Origin of the sequence: Xanthocytophaga agilis, from assembly GCF_030068605.1 — a bacterium.
GTDB classification, from domain to species: Bacteria; Bacteroidota; Bacteroidia; order Cytophagales; family 172606-1; genus Xanthocytophaga; species Xanthocytophaga agilis.
This window is the reverse complement of sequence record NZ_JASJOU010000020.1, coordinates 34,021-52,301: the sequence shown is the minus strand read 5'-3', so window position 1 is coordinate 52,301 and position 18,281 is coordinate 34,021. Positions and strand designations below refer to the sequence as shown.

The following is an 18,281-nucleotide window of genomic DNA, read 5'->3' as shown; positions in this document are numbered from 1 at the left end:
CACTATACCCTTTTTTGTTCTTCAGAAGGACAGGGAGGAAAGTTCCCTACAGGTAGTATAAAAGGGAAGTGACAGCCATTCAGAAGACGAAAAAGAGAGATTGCGATGGGAATAAAATGGGAGACAGAGCAACAAAACAAACTAGCTACCATTTTTAAAGCTTTAACCTTCAGGCATGCATAGCGATCCTTTTAGGATAAGACACTCTCTGGATTGCCTACATGATCAGCTGAAACAACTGTGGTCATTCCCTTGGTTTGCTCGTAGTAAAAGAAAGAATAAATTTGCAATCAACTCATATAAATTATGGAGTTTTTCAGGTAATCCCTCAACCTGTCAAACAAAAAAAGAAGGTGCTATATGTGTAATAGTTATCTCTGTATGGCTTTATTTGTGTAGTAATCAAATCTGTATGGCGATTAATAAAGAATATAAATTACTACTACTTGCCTCACCATTGATTGCCTTCTATGGTATTGCTCCGGTGTATCTCTTTGCACACATTAAACCAGCATACATTGTTGTGAGCTATCTGGCACTGACGCTAATGATTATGTTTTTTTGGTTAGCCAACAGTATGTTATTCAAAACATCTTTAACACAGGTAACCAAATACATTATCAGCTACTCAGGATCATTGGTATTTCATCTGGGTATTTTGTTATTTATTCCTATCCTATCTGAAAATCTACAGACATTATCTTTCTTTATCTATCCATTGATTTCAACTTTAGCCATCAATAGCATCATTTTAATCATCCTTCGGTTGCAACGGCTAAAAGAAGACAAAGTATCAGTTGAAGTAGAACTAGACAAAGTGAAACTGGAAAATCTGGAAGCTCAGAAAAAAGCACTCACACAACAGTTGCAGCCCCATTTTTTATTCAACGCCTTAAGCACCCTCAAATCCCTCATTACCCTCGATCAAGATAGAGCAGTACAGTATACCCTTAGCTTATCTGAGTTTTTACGTTATACCAATCAGGCCGGTAATACACAGATAGTGTCCCTCAAAGAAGAAATTGCGTTTACACAGGAGTACTTACACCTTCAGGTAACTCGTTTTGGAGAGGCACTCCAGTATTCGGTTCAGATTGCCCATCCGCTGCTGCAATGTCATGTCCCTGCATTTGCGGTACAGTCACTTGTAGAGAATGCCATTAAACACAATGCCTTGTCAGTCAAAAAGCCATTGCTGATTCAGATCTTTTCAGAAGATAAACATGTTGTCATTACCAACCCAAAACAGCCCAAACACTTGCAAGTTACCTCAGGAACCGGTTTGGCCAATCTCAGCAACCGTTATAAGCTTATGTTTCAAACATCTATAGAGGTTACCGATCAAAAGGATACATTTACTGTTAAAGTTCCTGTTGTATGTCTATAAGGGTCCTTATCATAGAAGATGAACGGCTGACTGCCAGAGACCTGGCAACAACCATCCGTTCAGTGGATGATAGCATTGAACTATTACCTTTTCTACATTCAGTAGATGAGGCCATCTATTTTTTTGAACAAAAGCCCATCGTTGATCTCATCTTCTCAGATATAGACCTGGGAGATGGTTTATCCTTTGAAATTTTTAAAAAATGTGCTGTTGCGGTACCGGTTATCTTCTGTACCGCATTCGACCAATACCTGTTGGAAGCCTTCCAAACCAATGGAATCGAGTACATTTTAAAACCATTCAAACGAGCGGATGTCGAACGCTCTCTTGCCAAATACCAACTCCTGAAAGAAAAATTCACCCGCTCAGGTGTAACCTTACCCCAAACCATAACTCCCTTACCTGAGTTTACTCCAACTTCAGAGCAATCACTGATTATTCAGCGGGGCGATAAAATTCTGCCAATACCCTTTACAGATATTGCTTATTTTGCGATTGAAAATGAAGTAGTCTGTGCGTATACGTTTGCCAATGAACATTATAAGCTCACCCATACCTTAGACGCCCTCGAAAGTCGTTGCTTTCCTCAGTTTTACCGTGCCAACAGACAAATTCTTGTCAACCGAAAGACGATCAAAAGTGCTTCCCGTTACTTCAATCGCAAACTTTTATTGCATCTATTGCTGCCCTACAAGGAAAATGTTTTAGTAGGTAAGTTAAAAGTGACCGAGTTTTTGATGTGGCTTCAGAACACACACGCCTAGTCCGGTCCAATTGGCAGATCATTTGGTCCATTTCGCCTGGTCTACATTTCTTTCCAGTACAGTTCACTGCATTTTTGTATCCTAACCTATGGAATTATGATACAAAAACTTCTCACATCTATGCTGCCGGCTCTGGGGCTTTACCTGACTCTAATGCCTTGTTTGCGGGCACAATCTCATCCCTCTCTTTTGGGCATTTGGCAGGATGAAACGCATCCGGATAAATTGGTACAATTTTTCCCACACAATGGAGGCATTCAAGGTAAGGCTGTTTCGAATGATCCTGCACAAAATGGAAAGCTTGTATTGAAAGATCTGGTCTGGAACAACAATACACGGTCTTATCAGGGAGTGCTTATTAGTCCCGATGATGACAGGCAATTTCTGGTTTCACTCACAGTCAAAGATGTCGATCATTTTTACTTTAAAGTGAAGGTATTGCTGTTCTCCAAATTTTTTCACTTCAAACGAGTCAACGGATGAGACGATTAACATTATTTATTGTGGGTTGGCTAGGAATACTTTCGCATGCCAGGGCCCAGATTATCCTTTCATCTTTTGCTGATGTGGTGTCTGTGCTGGAGCAAAAAAGTTATCTGATTAAAAACGGTAAGCTGGAAGAGGAAAAAGCCAAAAAGTCCAGACTTGCTGGTATCCTAAGCATTCCAGAGCCGACAGGAAGTATTTCGTTAGGCTATACAAACAATACCCGATTGCCTGTTACTGTTTTTCCTGCTGAAATTCTGGGAGGTACACCCGGTACATATGAAAAAGTAGCTTTGGGTGTCCAGTACAATACTAATTTTAACAGTACCATCGACATTAGGCTGATTAACCCAACCGGAATCCAGAACTTTAAGCTGAGCCAGATCAACAGTCAGTTGGTGGTGACAGAAAATGCCCTTCAGAAAAAAAGCCTGTACGAAAATGCCGCTACTGTCTATTATAACATTCTTATTCTGCAGGAACAAAAAAATGCTACTATGCAATTCATAGAAAATGCAGAACAGTTGCTTCAGGCAGTCACCAATCAGTTTGCCAACGGATTAGCTACTCAACAACAGGTAAACGAGGCCACCATTTCCCGACTCACACAGCAAGATAATCTGAAACAGATTCAATATCAGATAGAGCTTCAGATCAATACACTGCAATCATGGATGGATATTCGTGAGCCGCTGGAATTTGTCCCAAATCCTCCTCCCGTTGTATCTGCATCAGCTGAACCGTTGAGCCGAAACCTGCATCAGCGAAATGCCCTGTTGTCTTATGAATTTGCCAGGACAGAATTCAGAAAGGAAGCATATACAAACCTGCCTTACTTATCGCTGATTCTGAGTAATCAGAGACAATTGTTTGATACCCAGGCTAATCCATTTACTTCAAGCCAGTCATGGGTTCCCAGTAGCTATTACGGTTTTCGTGTGTCTATACCTATTCCGGGTAATGCCAGTGTAAGTGGCTATTATCGCCAGAAGTATCAGGTCAAAATTAATCAGTTTAACCTGGAAAAAGCCATAATTCAGGATGAACTGGAAGTACGCAAGTTGGAAACCAACCTGCGTAAGGCACAGAGTGAGCATGCATCTGCCCTTGAAATCGAACGACTACGAAAAGAAACCTATGATAAGAATTTGCTCAACTACCAGGTGGGTCTGGTGACACTGGAAGATACAATTAATAGCTTGAACGCCAGTATAGATGCTCAGTATACACGTATAGCATCCGCACAAAAAGTAAAACTTCAGGAACAATTCATTCTCATTCATAACTCCATAAAATGAAGACCCGATTTCTTTATTCAGCTATCATTGCTGTGCTGTTTCTTCTCTTGTCTTGTTCCCGGCCACAGGAAGAAACCAAGCCAATCCGAAAAGATGTCGTCGAATATGTGTTTGCATCCGGTACGTTGGAAGCTGAAAACGAGTATACACTTACTGCCTTAACTGATGGATACCTCACAGAAATCTATGTGCACGAAAATGATCAGGTAACTGTCGGTCAGCTCATTGCTGCTATACGTAACCCACAGAATGATATCAACACAATCTATGCAGAAAAACTGCTGATACTGGCTGCGAACAATACACGGTCCAATGCTCCGGCTCTCCAGCAGGCACGCGCCAGGCTGGAACAGGCCAGATCTACAGTAGCTTACGACTCGATAAATCAGATTCGTCACCAAAACCTGCTGGAATCCAACAGTATATCCCTAGATACCTATGAGAAGGCAGAACTACAGCTTAAAAAAAGTACATTTGAGTTAATGGCGGCTTCACAGAACTACACTCAGTTGCTTAATGAAGCACGGGAAAATGTGGTAGTTAACCAATCCCAGCAAGCTTTGTATCAATCCCTGCAATCTCAGAATCAGGTCAAGGCCCTTGCGGCAGGTAGAGTCCTGCAAAAGTTAAAGAATACAGGTGATTTTGTCCGGAAAGGTGATGCCATTGCTGTGATCGGAAGCATCGACCAGTTGTATGTACAAACCGATGTAGACGAAACCAGTATTCAAAAAGTAAAAGTAGGCCAAAAGGTGCTCATTCGCCTCAATACTGTTTCTGATTCGGTTTACCAGGGAAGAGTATCCCAAATTATGCCCACCTACAACGAAGAAAAGCAATCATTTACTATACACATAAAACCAGAAGGCGAGCTGGATTTTAAAGTAGTCAAAACCCAGGTACAAGTCAACATTCAGGTTGATACTGCTAAAAACGCCTTACTCATTCCTAAGAAATATATAAACTATGCCAACCAGGTATACCTTAAAGGCCACAAAGAACCTTTATCTGTGAAAGTAAGCTATGTAAGTAACGAATGGGTGCAGGTTCTCTCTGGCCTGACCGAAGAGTCAGCTCTTGTCTTACCTAATTATGACTCCCAATGAAACTAAGTGTCAACTATCAGATTGCCCTTACTCACATACTCACCCGCAAAAAACAAACCCTGGTGGCAGCGTTGGGGGTAACTGTGGGTATTGCTTTGTATATTTTCTCCAATTCCATTGTGGTTGGCGTAAGTACATATTCCAAAAAAAGCTTGTTCAAGTCTGCTCCACATATCCGGATTTATAGTGAAGATCAACTAAGTCTGCCTCTGGCCACAAGTAAACATCCACAGCAGATACCAGTTCTTATCAATCCACAATTTGCCAATCGCTCCCGCCTGATCCTAAACTCAGAGGAGTTGGCTAAAGATATTGCATCCCTAGACTTTGTCGAGCAGGTAGCTCCGTACGTCAAGGTTGATCTTTTTTTGAAAAATGGCAAAACGCAGGTAAAAGGAGTAGCGGATGGGATTGTAGTCGCCGAAGCAGATGCAATGTTTAATATTGCAGGCACCTTGCTGGCAGGCTCCGTCCAACCCATCAGCTATGCTCCTAATGCCATTGTGATTGGCAAAGGAATTGCCGAAAAATTAAACCTCAGACTCAACGACCAGGTGACTGTTGTGTCTTCTGAAGGGGTTTCGCGGCGATTAAAAGTAGTCGGCATTTTCAGTACAGATACCAAGGATTTGGATGATTCGAAAGCATACATGCATATTGGCACAGCACAAAAGCTGCTTAGAAAAAGCCCATCAGAAATTACTGATCTGTATGTTAAAGTTCGTAACCCCGACTCAGCCGGTTACTTTTCGACACAGATTCAACAATACACGAAATACAAGGTAGAAGATTGGCAAACCTCCAATGCCGAACAACTGGCCCAGAACAAAATGCTGGGTACGATGACCCCGCTGATCTCCTTTTCAATCCTATTGGTTGCTGCTTTTGGTATTTACAATATCATCAATATGACCATCAGCCAGAAGATGAACGATATTGCCATCTTGAAAGCCAATGGATTCAATACAGGAGATATCATAAAGATATTCGTGTCCGAATCATTGATCATGGGGAGTGCAGGTACATTGGCAGGACTATTGATCGGTACAATACTCGTCACGCTTCTGCGAAATGTGTATATAGGGCCTCCAGTAGGTTACTTTCCTGTTCAGTTGGAGGGTGGTTTGTTGATCAGCGGATCGGCATTTGGCATGTTGGTTTCAGTAGGCGCAGGCTATTTTCCAGCCCGCAAAGCTGGAAAAGTAGATCCGGTCACCATTTTCAGAAAATAATACTATGTATCAGCCAATGAAAAATAATGTAGTGTTAGCCACTCGGTCTTTAGAAAAATACTTTCACGATCCGGTTCGGTTTAAGGTATTGGACGATATCTCTTTTGAGATACACACCGGAGAGTTTGTTACTATTGTTGGTAAGAGTGGCAGTGGCAAATCCACACTGTTGTATTGCCTCAGTACAATGGATACTAATTACAGTGGAGAGCTATATATCCAGCAGCAAAAGGTTACGGGGCAGAAGCTGGATACTCTCGCCCAAATCCGCAATCAATCGATTGGGTTTGTCTTTCAGTTTCACTACTTGCTGCCCGAATTTTCCTGTCTGAAAAATGTGATGATTCCGGCATTGAAACTGGGCAGATTATCCTATCCGGAAATTGAAGCCAAAGCCTATGACAAACTACGCATGTTGGGTATTGCCGATCAGGCACTAAAAGACGCCTCCAAGCTATCGGGTGGACAGCAACAGCGAGTAGCTATTGCCCGGGCTTTAATCAATGATCCGGCGATTGTTATGGGAGATGAACCGACTGGCAATCTGGACAGCAAAAATACTGCAATCGTGTTGGATATGTTCAGACAATTGTCTGAGGAATTTGGGCAAACGATTGTCGCTGTAACCCACGATAACGACTTTGCCAAGGCCAGCCAACGCACCATTGAAATGGCTGATGGAAGAATTGTCCAGGTGTTAAATAATTAATAACTCTTGACCAAAACAAACTCCTGTAGTTTCCCTGAACTTTGTATTATCAATATCAGGAAATAAAGAAAAAGGCTTTCCCATCAAAATTGACATTCGGGATGAACCCTGGGGCAACAGGCATTTTGCTATTCAGGACTCTAACAAATCTTTAGTAGCTGTTCAGAAATGAATACCACGTGTTCGAATCTGAACACGTGTAAGAGTAATAGTAAGCCTTAATGATAAATAAAGCCCTGTTTTCAGTTATGGCACAAGCCTTGTTGAGAAAATCTACGAAATATTTCGTACTATATCACTACCTTATGAAAACATTGATTTATCTACTGACCTTTACTTGTTTTATGTATGCAAATACGCTCTGTGCTCAGCCTGATCTGCAACAGATTGATAGCTTAGTAGCAAGACAATTTGCTAATTATGAGCTTTCGGGTAATATTCTGATCGCCCAAAAAGGAGCCATCATCTACCAGAAGTCACTAGGGTTGGCGGATGTGAGAAATCACGTGCCTGTGGATGAGCACTCTGCTTTTCAATTAGCCTCAGTCTCTAAACTATTTACCTCGGTGGCTATTCTTCAGTTGAAGCAGAAAGGAAAACTCAAGCTGGATGATCCAGTGAAAACGTATCTTCCCACTTTCAGGTATTCGGATATAACCATTCGGCATTTACTTTCTCATACGTCCGGATTAACCGACTTTCAAATGTTGGAAAAACCCTATGCGGCCGACACTGCTAAACAATTTACCATTGCTGATTTAGTGCCTGCCATTAATCAGGATGATAAAGCCATTCTATCTAAACCCGGAGAGAAGTGGAGTTATTCCAACAGTGGCTATGGTTTGCTGGCTTTAATCGTGGAAAAGGTGAGTGGTATTTCCTTTCCGTCCTACCTGACCAAGTACATATTTCAACCAGCGGGTATGAGACATACCTATGTCAATACTCCACTTCTGAAGGTGGCAGACTCGCATCGGGTGAAAGGATATGATTATCCTTCCTATGCTCCCTGGATTCGGTATCGGGTTGATTCACTACCCCACAACCGAATTGAGTTGTATAACTTGGGTGGAATAATCGGGCCGGGCAATGTGATTAGTACTACCAGCGACTTGCTCTTATTTGATCGGGCGCTGTATGATTCTAAATTACTCAAGCCTTCCACCTTACAGGAAGCCTTGACACCCACCCGACTCGCTAATCAGGAGCTAGCCACAGCCGGTTGGGGGAAAACGGACGCTTATTATGGGCTGGGTTGGATGATTTTAAAAGATACAACATATGGTAAAGTAGTTTTTCATAGTGGAGGTATGCCTGGAGCTGTTACGCTGTTTTTACGTAATATCACCAAAGACCAAACGGTGATTCTGCTCAACAATGTAACGCATCGTGGCACTCATCCTATTGGGGTTTATTTGTTTGAGGTGTTAAATGGTGGCTCTCCGACAGGGAACAAACAATCTCTGGCAAACCTATATACCCGAACGCTGTTCAAGACCAATGCTGAAGAGGCTCTGGCTAAACTCAACATACATAAAACCGATACAGCGCATTATTATCTGAATGAACAAGAGATGAATCGGCAGGGACTCCAACTGTTCTATACTGGGTATCAACCGGCAGGCTTGGAAGTCTTGCGATTAAATACGATTTTGTATCCTTCTAGCTGGAACGTTTACGATAGTTACGCCCAAGTGTTAAAAGCCGTTGGACGACGGCAAGAATCTATTCTGATGTACCATAAATCACTAGAACTAAACCCGAAAAATAAAGGGGCTGAACGAGCATTGGCAGAGTTATTACCGGATAAAAAGTAGACTTGTACAAGCTTTCGTTTGTCTTTATTTGTCTCCCGCCGTTAGTGATAACGCCAACGACAGGAGACAAATAAGTTGGAAAGATTCGATGCCTTACAAGCTCTTTTTTTAGAAGGCTTATTGCTTTTTAGACCCTTTTTCTATAACTCATTTTCCACTGATTGCCAATAAAAATGCCCGACCTTACGGACGGGCAAAATTCGGGATGACTCATGTTATTCATTACTGAATTACTATTTTTTGCTGGCTTATCGTACCATTTTCTTGTACAGAAAGTATATAAACTCCAGCTTTAATTCCCTCCAATGATATATCCGTTGTGCCATTAAGTAGTGAAGACGTAGTGTTGTATACGACTCTTCCTGTTAAATCAACAATTTTGATTACTACAGGGTTATTCTTGTTGCCATACACAATAGATAGTGACTTATTAGAAGTAGGGTTCGGATATACCGTTAGAGAGTTTTTACTAACATCACCATTCTCTAAACTTTTACGAGCTGCTGGCAGATTCTTAAAGAGAATCGTTTGCGGTATAAGATAAGGAGCCTGAGTAGTGCCACGTCCTGGGTTCTGTGTTCCTGCAATACTGCTGTACAACTCAACAGCAGCATGATTCCAGGGAATAGTATTGAAAACTTCTATTGGATAAAATCCTGCTGATGGGAAACTCACACGAGCTGAAGCTGATGAAAACGTCCAGTTGGCTTCATTGATAATAACCTGGCTTCCATTGATGGTTAATGCAGCCAGTCCCTGAGTAGCTAACAAAAAGTCTACTTCAATAGTGTTGTTTCCTGCAAGCACATCGTTTTCTGCTTTAATCTGTATGTATCCTGAAAGACGGATCGTAGAAGTTTGTACCTCTTGTAAAGGTGCAGTAGGTCCATCCACCCCAAGGAAGCTTCTCCATGAACTATCCAGTTGAGTTACAGTGGCTGTTCCATTTGGATAGTCAACAAGTGTAGAAGAGAAAGTATATAAAGGAGTTTGTCCGCTAATCTTAGATCTGCCATCTGCAACAGAAACACCAAATTGCGAATACATTTCGCCTGATAATCCATTAGAAAGTGTAGTAACAGTTAAGGCTGTGCTGGCAGCAGAAACATTATTAGCTGCATCTTTGGCCTTTACTGTCATTACATAACTTGTACCAGAAGCTAAACCAGTTAGAGTAAAGGTAGTAGAGGAAGTTGTACCTATTGAGATACCATTACGAAATACTTCATAACTACTTACTCCAACATTGTCAATAGATGCGTTCCAGGATAATGTAAAGCTTGTTCCTGTAATAGCAGATGCAGTTACGTTTGTAGGAACGCTAGGTGCTTGAGTATCCACTGCTGGTAGACTCTTAAAGAGAACTGCTTGAGGTACAAGATAAGGAGCCTGAGTAGTGCCACGTCCTGGGTTCTGTGTTCCTGCAATACTGCTGTACAACTCAACAGCAGCATGATTCCAGGGGATGGTATTGAAAACTTCTATTGGATAAAATCCTGCTGATGGGAAACTCACACGAGCTGAAGCTGATGAAAACGTCCAGTTGGCTTCATTGATAATAACCTGGCTTCCATTGATGGTTAATGCAGCCAGTCCCTGAGTAGCTAACAAAAAGTCTACTTCAATAGTGTTGTTTCCTGCAAGCACATCGTTTTCTGCTTTAATCTGTATGTATCCTGAAAGACGGATCGTAGAAGTTTGTACCTCTTGTAAAGGTGCAGTAGGTCCATCCACCCCAAGGAAGCTTCTCCATGAACTATCCAGTTGAGTTACAGTAGCTGTTCCATTTGGATAGTCAACAAGTGTAGAAGAGAAAGTATATAAAGGAGTTTGTCCGCTAATCTTAGATCTGCCATCTGCAACAGAAACACCAAATTGTGAATACATTTCGCCTGATAATCCGTTACTTACTGAAGGGGTGCCAGATGTGGTAGTAACCGCTAAAGCTGTGCTGGCAGCAGAAACATTATTAGCTGCATCTTTGGCTTTTACGGTAAAGCTATACGTTGTATTTGCTGTTAATCCTGAAACTGTATAAGAAGTAGTATTACTAGTTCCTACCACTACAGATCCGTTGTAAATATCATATCCAGTCACACCTACATTATCTGTTGACGCTGTCCAGGACAAGTTTACAGTCGTTTCGGTTTTGCTTACTACACTCAGATTAGTAGGGACACTTGGTGATTGAGTATCACTTGGAGATGCATCATTGTATTCAAAAGCGCCTATATCAGGTGAACTACCCGCATATGTCATTGCTATATAACTAGTTGGCAAGGTGCTGGTTCCGGCATTTATTAAGGCACTACCTGTTGTTGTAGATAAATAAGGTAATGGCAATGCCCCGGTATGTAGTACAGCAGGAGTAGTTTGTAAATTATTTGATACTACAGCACCAGTAGGGATATTTGCTATTGGCTTACTGTAGTGATTATAGATAAAATTAGTATTGGTAGGTTGTGGCAGACTCGCACTATTAGATTGATAACTTATTAATGAGAAAGTTCCTGTTGTGGATAGATCAAAAACATTATTAATAGCCTTTAGATTTGTGCTTACTGCTGTACCTTGCGCAAGTCTTATCTCAAAAATAGATGGGTTACCAGTACCCGTAATGGTATTATTGTAGAAATACACACCATTTACAGGACTTTCTAATGACCAGATTATAGGAGAGCGATCACCCAGTAAAAAATAATTTTTACGTACGTGAATATTGCTTCCTCCCTGTGATTTATGGTTATATTCACCCAACACATTCCATGCATTGGTAGTATTACGACAATCAAATGTGTTTTTTTCAATAATAGCATTACTTGCTGCAATCTCAAGAGACTGTTCACGACCTACAACAAATCTATTATCATGTACCCAAAAAGAATAACTTCCTTTTAATACAGGAGGTTCATACTCTAGTGAAAGCTGAGTTGTAAAGTCACAATTATAGATTTCTACTTCTTCTCCGGCAATGCTCCAGAATTCAACACCTAGGTTATTTTTAGATCTTAACTGTCCATTACTCTCCGTCCATTCAACAGCAGGCTTACCATATTCTTTTACATTAAAGATTTTTGAATGGCTGATGTAATCATTTTTATTATAGGTTGAATTATCTGATAGCAAAGATGGTACAAATTTAATCGCATATCCGGATGCATTAAATCCTCCTAATGCAGGAGTATTTGTTTGATGATAAATGGTTCCATCATGAATGAAGACCCTATCCATAGATCCATTCATTCGAATATTTCCTTCAGAAGATACATACGCTGATTCACGAGAAGACTCTCTAATATCAAAATTATATATTTCAATATCATGAATACTATTTTGGTACGTAGATAAAACTTCGATTGCTGCCTGATAAAAAGAAACTATTTTGATATTAAATATTTTCACATTATTGCGATTTTCGATACGAATACCATCAAAACTGGATTGACTCATCCCATCCATTGTAAAGTCGCTTAGGGTTTGATTCCCATCTGTTACGCTAGAGCTATACAAGCGGATAGCTCCATTATACCAGACAAAATCACCATGTTTGATAATTGTTTGATCAACACCTGCTCCTTTTAAAGATACACCTGGAGCAACAGCCATGTGTGTTGTTTCTATATATGTCCCCGAAGCTATATTAATAGTATGTGCTCCTTGTGGTACTACTGTTGTGGCTCTTGCTATTGTTTTAAAAGCGCCAGTTGAGGTATTGGTTTTGCCATCATTATTGTCATTTCCATCTGGACGAACATAATATTCTGTTGCATAGCTGTAAATAGTTAACATAAAGAACAAAATTCCTAAAAAACTTTTTTTCATTGTCATTAACTGGTAAAAGTGAAAGAATAAATTTTGTAAGGGTTATTTGATGTATAAAAATCCTTGTTTTGAACAAGTTACTTTAATAACAAATGAAAGATAAAGTGAACATGTATAAACTTTATATTTTTGTATTATATATTAATGCACAGATTATATTCTATTATACCTATGTTAATTTATAATTTACAAACACCAAAGTTTTACACAAAAATTATATACTATAAAACATATAAATTATTATATTTTAGAGGTTTTATATAATAGATAGTAAACTACCAAAATAGGAAATGAACAAAATAGCATTGCTAACACTTCTGGTTATATGCATTAGTATAGTAGAATCTTCTGCTCAAAAACCTAAAGTAAACAACTCAACTGTTTTTATAGATAGTAATGGAAAGTCCATTTCTAAAAAAGAATTTCGAGACAAGTTAAAAACAGGTCAATACGTTGTGGGAGACTATAAAGCCAGTGGGTTGTCAATCACAGAAATATCTTTGAGAGGAATTAACGAACCGGAGAAAGAAAAGCTTGAATCTAATTCTCCCAAAAGACAATATCATATGCAAGCCCCTTCATTTATAACAACAGATATAAATGGCATAACCTATTCTACAGATCAGCTAAAAGGAAAGATAGTAGTAGTGAACTTTTGGTTTATAAAGTGTCCTTTTTGTATAGAAGAAATGCCTGAATTAAAAAGACTAGCTGAGAAGTACAAGAACGACCCAACTATTGTGTTCATTTCCTTTGCCCGGGAAAAGGCAGATAAATTAAAAAAATATGTACAAGAGAAAGGCGATTTTGGATTTGCCATTATCCCCCAGACAGAGCAAATAGCCACTCAATATGATATCAATAGTTACCCTACAACCATTGTAATTAATCAGAAAGGAGAATTCGTCTATGATTTTGAAGGGTATCCAGGCAATATCAATGGGTTAGAAAAAGCCATCTACAAGCTCAGGTAGAAACTTTTAGTCCATTGTGGTGACCTTTTAACATTTTACACATTTTATCCCATCGTTGGTGTTATCCCCAAGCTCAACGATAGTAAAAAATACTTTGAAGAAATTTCTGACTCTTATTTTGATAGTTGTAATTGCCTCGCTAATTGGCGGACTTTATGGCATTTTACATGACCAGTTGACGTATACAATTTCACCTGAGTATTACACAAAGTTTAAGTTCTATCAATTCGGGCTTATGGACTTAGGTACAGAAGCTATATTCCCATCCCCAAGAATTGAAGTTTCTGTTGTTGGTTTTATGGCAACCTGGTGGATGGGATTACTTATCGGACTTATTCTTGGGCTTGTTGGGTTAGTACACAAAAACAACAAACAAATGTTTCGTGCCACAATGGGAGCAATTAGTGTGACCATACTCATTGCATTTGTAACTGGTCTTATTGGGCTTGTATACGGTAGACTTTTTTTGGCAGATACAGACATAAATTGGTGGATCCCTGAAGAAAACCTGGTTGACAAAAAAAGTTTTATTGCAGTTGGTTCCATGCACAACTTCAGTTATGCAGGCGGGCTGATTGGATTACTAGCAGGAATAGTTTATAGTATCAGCCAAAAGCGAAAACATGTATCTGCTGATGGAGAAGCTCAGTAATCTCATATTTTTCTGCCGTTGACGTTATCACCAATCTGAACGACAGGAAAATCAAAAAACATAGCATTGATATATAACAGATCAAGGATACATTGAAGTTATTTAGTATTAATTAAAAGGTTAAATTTTACATTAAACGAATAGAGAAGGCTATATATACTAGAGCATTCTATATATGAGCCTTTATCACTTTTAGCTTTGAGTTTGTCAGATACAATTATATATAACTTATGGATGATATGAATTTCTCACCTGGACTTGGAATTATCGTTCTGATAATGACTATACTTTTACCTATTCTAAAAACAGTGCTTATTGTTTTTTTATGTTATTATTTTTCTCAGCTTTTCACTCCTGTAATGGCTCGTCAGCTTAAGTATGAGCATAAATTAACAGGATCTTCTTTGTATGATGTATTTACCTTCCAATTGACATGGTTGCTTGTATCTGCATTGGTAATTGGGGTAAGTGATATACTTTTTTTTAAGGCTCTTTCTTTGATAAAAGATTCCTATTCCGGCAGTTTTCCTGCTTATGTAAACTATTGTCTTTTTAGTCTGACATTGTGGTATTATGATCAGGAATTAAAAGAGTTTGAACTTAAATCTTTTCGTATTGCACTGATACAATGGGGCTGGTATATAGCGATAATTGTAGTAGCATCCATTCTGAGGTTTAATGGGTCATCATTTGGCTGGATGCTATCTGGAATTAGTTATCCTGTTATTACAGTAATACTGACAATCTATCTTATCAGTAGAAATCAAAGAAGCTCAATAGGCTATGACTCTTCATCTCAAGCTGTTGACTCTGAAACACACACCATAGATTCAGAAGAGTCGTAATGGATTAAAATACTTAGCGAAATGGTAGAATTATACTAGCACTAAACCTTCTTCAATAAAAGAGCTAAAAGTTATCCTTGAAAAGGAATCAATAGGAGAAGATTCTTACGAACATTTTTAACTTGTTCCAATTTTGAGGTGAGTTAAAATCTATAAAGAGGTAAGTCGAGTCGCAAAAGCAAAATCCTTGCTGATACATATGGAAAACTTACCCTTAAACAACAGAACGAATGAAATTCAAACGGATATTTCTCAGATATTGTGATGTGGCAGCTTTTGGTATAACTTTTCTTTTTCTTCTATCTATAGTAACAAAGCTTTTACATACTGATCCTTTTTCAATTTTTGAAACCAGCTCTTCAGGGTTTAATACCCTAATTGCATTTTCAGTAATGATTCTGTTTACTTTATCCTATTTCAATGTTTTTATCCTCTTTTTCGGCTTAATTATGAGTTGGTTTGAGAAAAAATTCGGAAAATTTATATTTTATATACTAGCTATTATTTTTGAAATGGGTATAATCAAGCTATTTACTGACTCAAATTTACCATAGGCTCATTGAGAGGAGTCACCCATTGTTTAATTCACTATATGTTGCGGTATGGTATGCCATAGAGACATTAAATTTACAGATCCACCTCCTTCTATAGAAGAGTTTATTGCAAAAATCAATGAAATTACTGGAATAGAGGTAATTTATGATGAATATGAGATAATAAATCCTCACTATCCAAGTGATAACTTTATATACACGTACCAAGGAGAAACTATATCACTTACTGTATTCGGATATTATACTATAAGTTATCTGTTGGGAGTTGCTCTATATGCACTCGTGCAATTGGGCGGAGATTTTGGCAATGGTTTTATACCTGCCTGGGCTTCTCTAAAATGGGAAGATATCAAAGATAGAGTAGACAGGTTACCCAATTATCCCTATCCAAAGAATCTGTTGAACTGATAGGTTAGTAATGCTTACCAACAACTATGAGAATAAGACCAAAGTGGGATAGGAAACATGTTTACAAAGTAGACTTGTCAGTAATAAATAGCAAATTTGTACTTATCCTCAACATTGCCTGCTTCTGGTTCATATGAAAGCACTTCTTCTGTTTTTACTGTTTTCTTTATTGGGTTTTTCCTGTGGAAAGAAATCAGATCCTATCCCCAAGGTACCACAGCCACCAGAGCCAGGATTACAAACATCCCTAAACCTCCCTTCATAGTTTGAACTGATGAGGCTAGCTAGTATATCACTTAACCACTCAGGACGGGTGAGGTTATTGTGCTGACAGAAGTCCGGAAAAAGAGTAGTATATTTAGGCTAGCTGGCAATAGAACTTGTATCAGGCACATACCATTAAACCCAATGATGAAAAAACTTTTCTTGCTTTTTACCTTGATAACTGCCTTAGTGACTGCTTTTTCACCTGTAAAAGCACAGCATTGCGGTTTTGATCATGCTTTCGCTATCATTGTGGATGTGCGAGACAGTATAAGCGGCCAAATCATTGACGGACTGGAGGTTTTTTTGGCAGACTCTGTGGGCATTCCATATAAGAGTGAATGGAATCTGATAAGGGAGACAACGCTGACCATTTATCAAAAAACGGAGCTTTTCAAATTCGGGCAGAATCTGCAAAAAGGACCACAGAGCCTTTTCGAACCGCTTACTTCTTTTCCCTTTGCTATAAATCATTACATGAAAACACTCGGAAGCGATTACGACTTCAAGCAGAGTGACCTGATTTTAATTAAAGACACAGATGGTGAAATGAATGGGGGGTATTACGGAACACATAAAGTAAAATTTAAGGATAAAAACATCGTCAGTCTCTGTAAATCGCAGCAAATCTGGCAAAGCACAGAAGCAGTCAACAAAATTAAGATACTTGTGACTCTAAACCCTGCAAAATAAATTTACCAGAGGAAGACCGCCTGAATATACCCTGGAATCTTATCTGAATGATTTGGAGTGGTCATCTTTTGCCCTGCTGCTAATAGTAGTGTCACCATAGCTGCAAAGTGGTGAAAGATCGCTGGTAATAATACCAGCGAGGGAGAAATGTCCAGCCAAACTTGCATAAAACCCACTATCATCTGTAATTTTTTCTACGCAAGTTCTTCTGCTAGCACTTCTATTTTTCTGCCATTTTCAGTTATGGCAATTATTTGAAACACATCAAATGCATTTCGTTTTGCTTTCTCAAATTCCATTTTTGATTGGTCTGCGAGTTCTATAAAGCCATTCTCATCAACATCTTCTAAAAAGCCCTCACTTTCATCATCAAAGTCAATTTGATAGTAAGCAGAAAGGATTATTTCAAAACTGTCATTTTTGTTTCTGTCAATGTACCAGTTGTCCAGTGGTCTATTCGTAATTTGCTCACTAGTAAACTCATCACAAAACATAGGATTAAAACCATTTTTACAACCATCAAAAAGTAAAATCTCCTGTCCACTTACAATGTCTTTGGCAACCACCAAAGCGGGTGCAAAATCTGTCCCAACAATCAAGATATCACACATAGCATGGAGTAGTTGTCCGTAGTACTTGATTTTAAATTTTGAGTTTCCTGCTGTAGAGATTAGCTTTCTACGCCACTCAAAGGGATAAACTTTTTTGGCACCTGCAATATGTTCAGTATAGTCGGCTAAATAGGTTGGTCCAGGCCATCCATTGTCTGTTGTTAGTATAGAAGAAGTGGTGTTGTCTTTTTTCAGAAAGTCAAATAGTCCCATAGTGCAGAATAGTGTTGCTCCAAATATAGTACAAACGTGAAGGAAAGAATAAATGCTGGTATACGTCTGTCAACCTCCATTTAGGCAATATGTTCCCCGATCATTTATGTTATCACCAGAGAGTTCTTTCCACACACGTAGATTGGTAATACTATCAACGGCTCAATACCAGTCAACTTGATTCTGTAGGATAAATCCTGACATGTTTATCAGTATCACTTATATTCTTCTCCATTTTCGCAGTTATAAATCTATAACTGAATATCTCCCTTTGAAATTGCAATAAATGGGGATTAATAGGATTGATTTTACAAGATAATACTTCCCATATATCCAAGAAAAATCATATAAATTTTATTTTTAAATAATTTTTTATTATTTCATTTGCACCTCTTATTGGTTTGGGTTATTTTTGCTTTTAGAGATTCACATCTGAGAAATGATCA

At 38.9% G+C, this 18,281-nt stretch carries 16 protein-coding genes; 13 read left to right on the top strand and 3 right to left on the bottom strand.

All coding sequences use genetic code 11. The annotated features are described in order from the left end of the window. Window positions 1-412: 412 nt before the first annotated feature. From QNI22_RS35720 to QNI22_RS35685, 8 genes are all read left to right on the top strand, one after another. Complete coding sequence (locus tag QNI22_RS35720; RefSeq protein ID WP_314518847.1) at window positions 413-1,387, top strand: sensor histidine kinase; 975 nt, start codon at window positions 413-415, stop codon at window positions 1,385-1,387. Further along, entirely contained in the window at window positions 1,378-2,151 is a 774-nt protein-coding gene (locus QNI22_RS35715; RefSeq protein WP_314518845.1) for a LytR/AlgR family response regulator transcription factor, read from the top strand. Before QNI22_RS35720 ends, QNI22_RS35715 begins: the two co-directional genes overlap by 10 nt. Window positions 2,152-2,247: 96 nt before the next feature. Further along, the gene (locus tag QNI22_RS35710; RefSeq protein WP_314518844.1) at window positions 2,248-2,634 is read left to right on the top strand and encodes a hypothetical protein; all 387 of its coding nucleotides are present in this window, start codon (window positions 2,248-2,250) and stop codon (window positions 2,632-2,634) included. Beyond that, entirely contained in the window at window positions 2,631-3,935 is a 1,305-nt protein-coding gene (locus QNI22_RS35705; RefSeq protein WP_314518843.1) for a TolC family protein, read from the top strand. Before QNI22_RS35710 ends, QNI22_RS35705 begins: the two co-directional genes overlap by 4 nt. After that, a complete protein-coding gene (locus QNI22_RS35700) occupies window positions 3,932-5,041 on the top strand; it encodes an efflux RND transporter periplasmic adaptor subunit (protein WP_314518842.1) in 1,110 nt (369 codons plus the stop codon). The genes QNI22_RS35705 and QNI22_RS35700 overlap by 4 nt, the downstream gene beginning before the upstream one ends. Continuing rightward, window positions 5,038-6,273, top strand: coding sequence for an ABC transporter permease (locus QNI22_RS35695; RefSeq protein WP_314518841.1), 1,236 nt, complete (start codon window positions 5,038-5,040; stop codon window positions 6,271-6,273). Before QNI22_RS35700 ends, QNI22_RS35695 begins: the two co-directional genes overlap by 4 nt. A gap of 16 nt (window positions 6,274-6,289) precedes the next feature. After that, complete coding sequence (locus tag QNI22_RS35690; protein ID WP_314518839.1) at window positions 6,290-6,982, top strand: ABC transporter ATP-binding protein; 693 nt, start codon at window positions 6,290-6,292, stop codon at window positions 6,980-6,982. Between the two features lie 305 nt (window positions 6,983-7,287). Continuing rightward, a complete protein-coding gene (locus tag QNI22_RS35685; protein WP_314518837.1) occupies window positions 7,288-8,799 on the top strand; it encodes a serine hydrolase in 1,512 nt (503 codons plus the stop codon). Between the two features lie 222 nt (window positions 8,800-9,021). Here QNI22_RS35685 and QNI22_RS35680 read toward each other — a convergent pair whose 3' ends face one another. Then, the gene (locus QNI22_RS35680; RefSeq protein ID WP_314518836.1) at window positions 9,022-12,621 is read right to left on the bottom strand and encodes a fibronectin type III domain-containing protein; all 3,600 of its coding nucleotides are present in this window, start codon (window positions 12,619-12,621) and stop codon (window positions 9,022-9,024) included. 290 nt (window positions 12,622-12,911) lie between these two features. Between QNI22_RS35680 and QNI22_RS35675 the strand changes: the two genes are divergently transcribed. The 5 genes from QNI22_RS35675 to QNI22_RS35655 all read left to right on the top strand — a co-directional run bounded on the left by QNI22_RS35675 (window position 12,912) and on the right by QNI22_RS35655 (window position 17,011). After that, complete coding sequence (locus QNI22_RS35675; protein ID WP_314518834.1) at window positions 12,912-13,595, top strand: TlpA family protein disulfide reductase; 684 nt, start codon at window positions 12,912-12,914, stop codon at window positions 13,593-13,595. Between the two features lie 94 nt (window positions 13,596-13,689). Further along, complete coding sequence (locus QNI22_RS35670; protein ID WP_314518832.1) at window positions 13,690-14,247, top strand: hypothetical protein; 558 nt, start codon at window positions 13,690-13,692, stop codon at window positions 14,245-14,247. Window positions 14,248-14,486: 239 nt separating this feature from the next. Then, a complete protein-coding gene (locus QNI22_RS35665; protein WP_314518830.1) occupies window positions 14,487-15,092 on the top strand; it encodes a hypothetical protein in 606 nt (201 codons plus the stop codon). Between the two features lie 602 nt (window positions 15,093-15,694). Continuing rightward, window positions 15,695-16,054 carry a hypothetical protein gene (locus QNI22_RS35660; RefSeq protein WP_314518828.1) on the top strand — a complete coding sequence of 120 codons (360 nt, stop codon included), beginning with the start codon at window positions 15,695-15,697 and terminating at the stop codon, window positions 16,052-16,054. Window positions 16,055-16,462: 408 nt separating this feature from the next. Beyond that, on the top strand, window positions 16,463-17,011 hold the full coding sequence (locus tag QNI22_RS35655; RefSeq protein WP_314518827.1) for a hypothetical protein: 549 nt from the start codon (window positions 16,463-16,465) through the stop codon (window positions 17,009-17,011). A gap of 2 nt (window positions 17,012-17,013) precedes the next feature. Here the strand turns inward: QNI22_RS35655 and QNI22_RS35650 are convergent, their stop codons facing one another. Continuing rightward, entirely contained in the window at window positions 17,014-17,178 is a 165-nt protein-coding gene (locus tag QNI22_RS35650) for a hypothetical protein (protein WP_314518825.1), read from the bottom strand. A 27-nt stretch (window positions 17,179-17,205) separates the two neighbouring features. After that, window positions 17,206-17,835, bottom strand: coding sequence for a hypothetical protein (locus QNI22_RS35645; protein WP_314518823.1), 630 nt, complete (start codon window positions 17,833-17,835; stop codon window positions 17,206-17,208). Window positions 17,836-18,281: the final 446 nt, after the last annotated feature.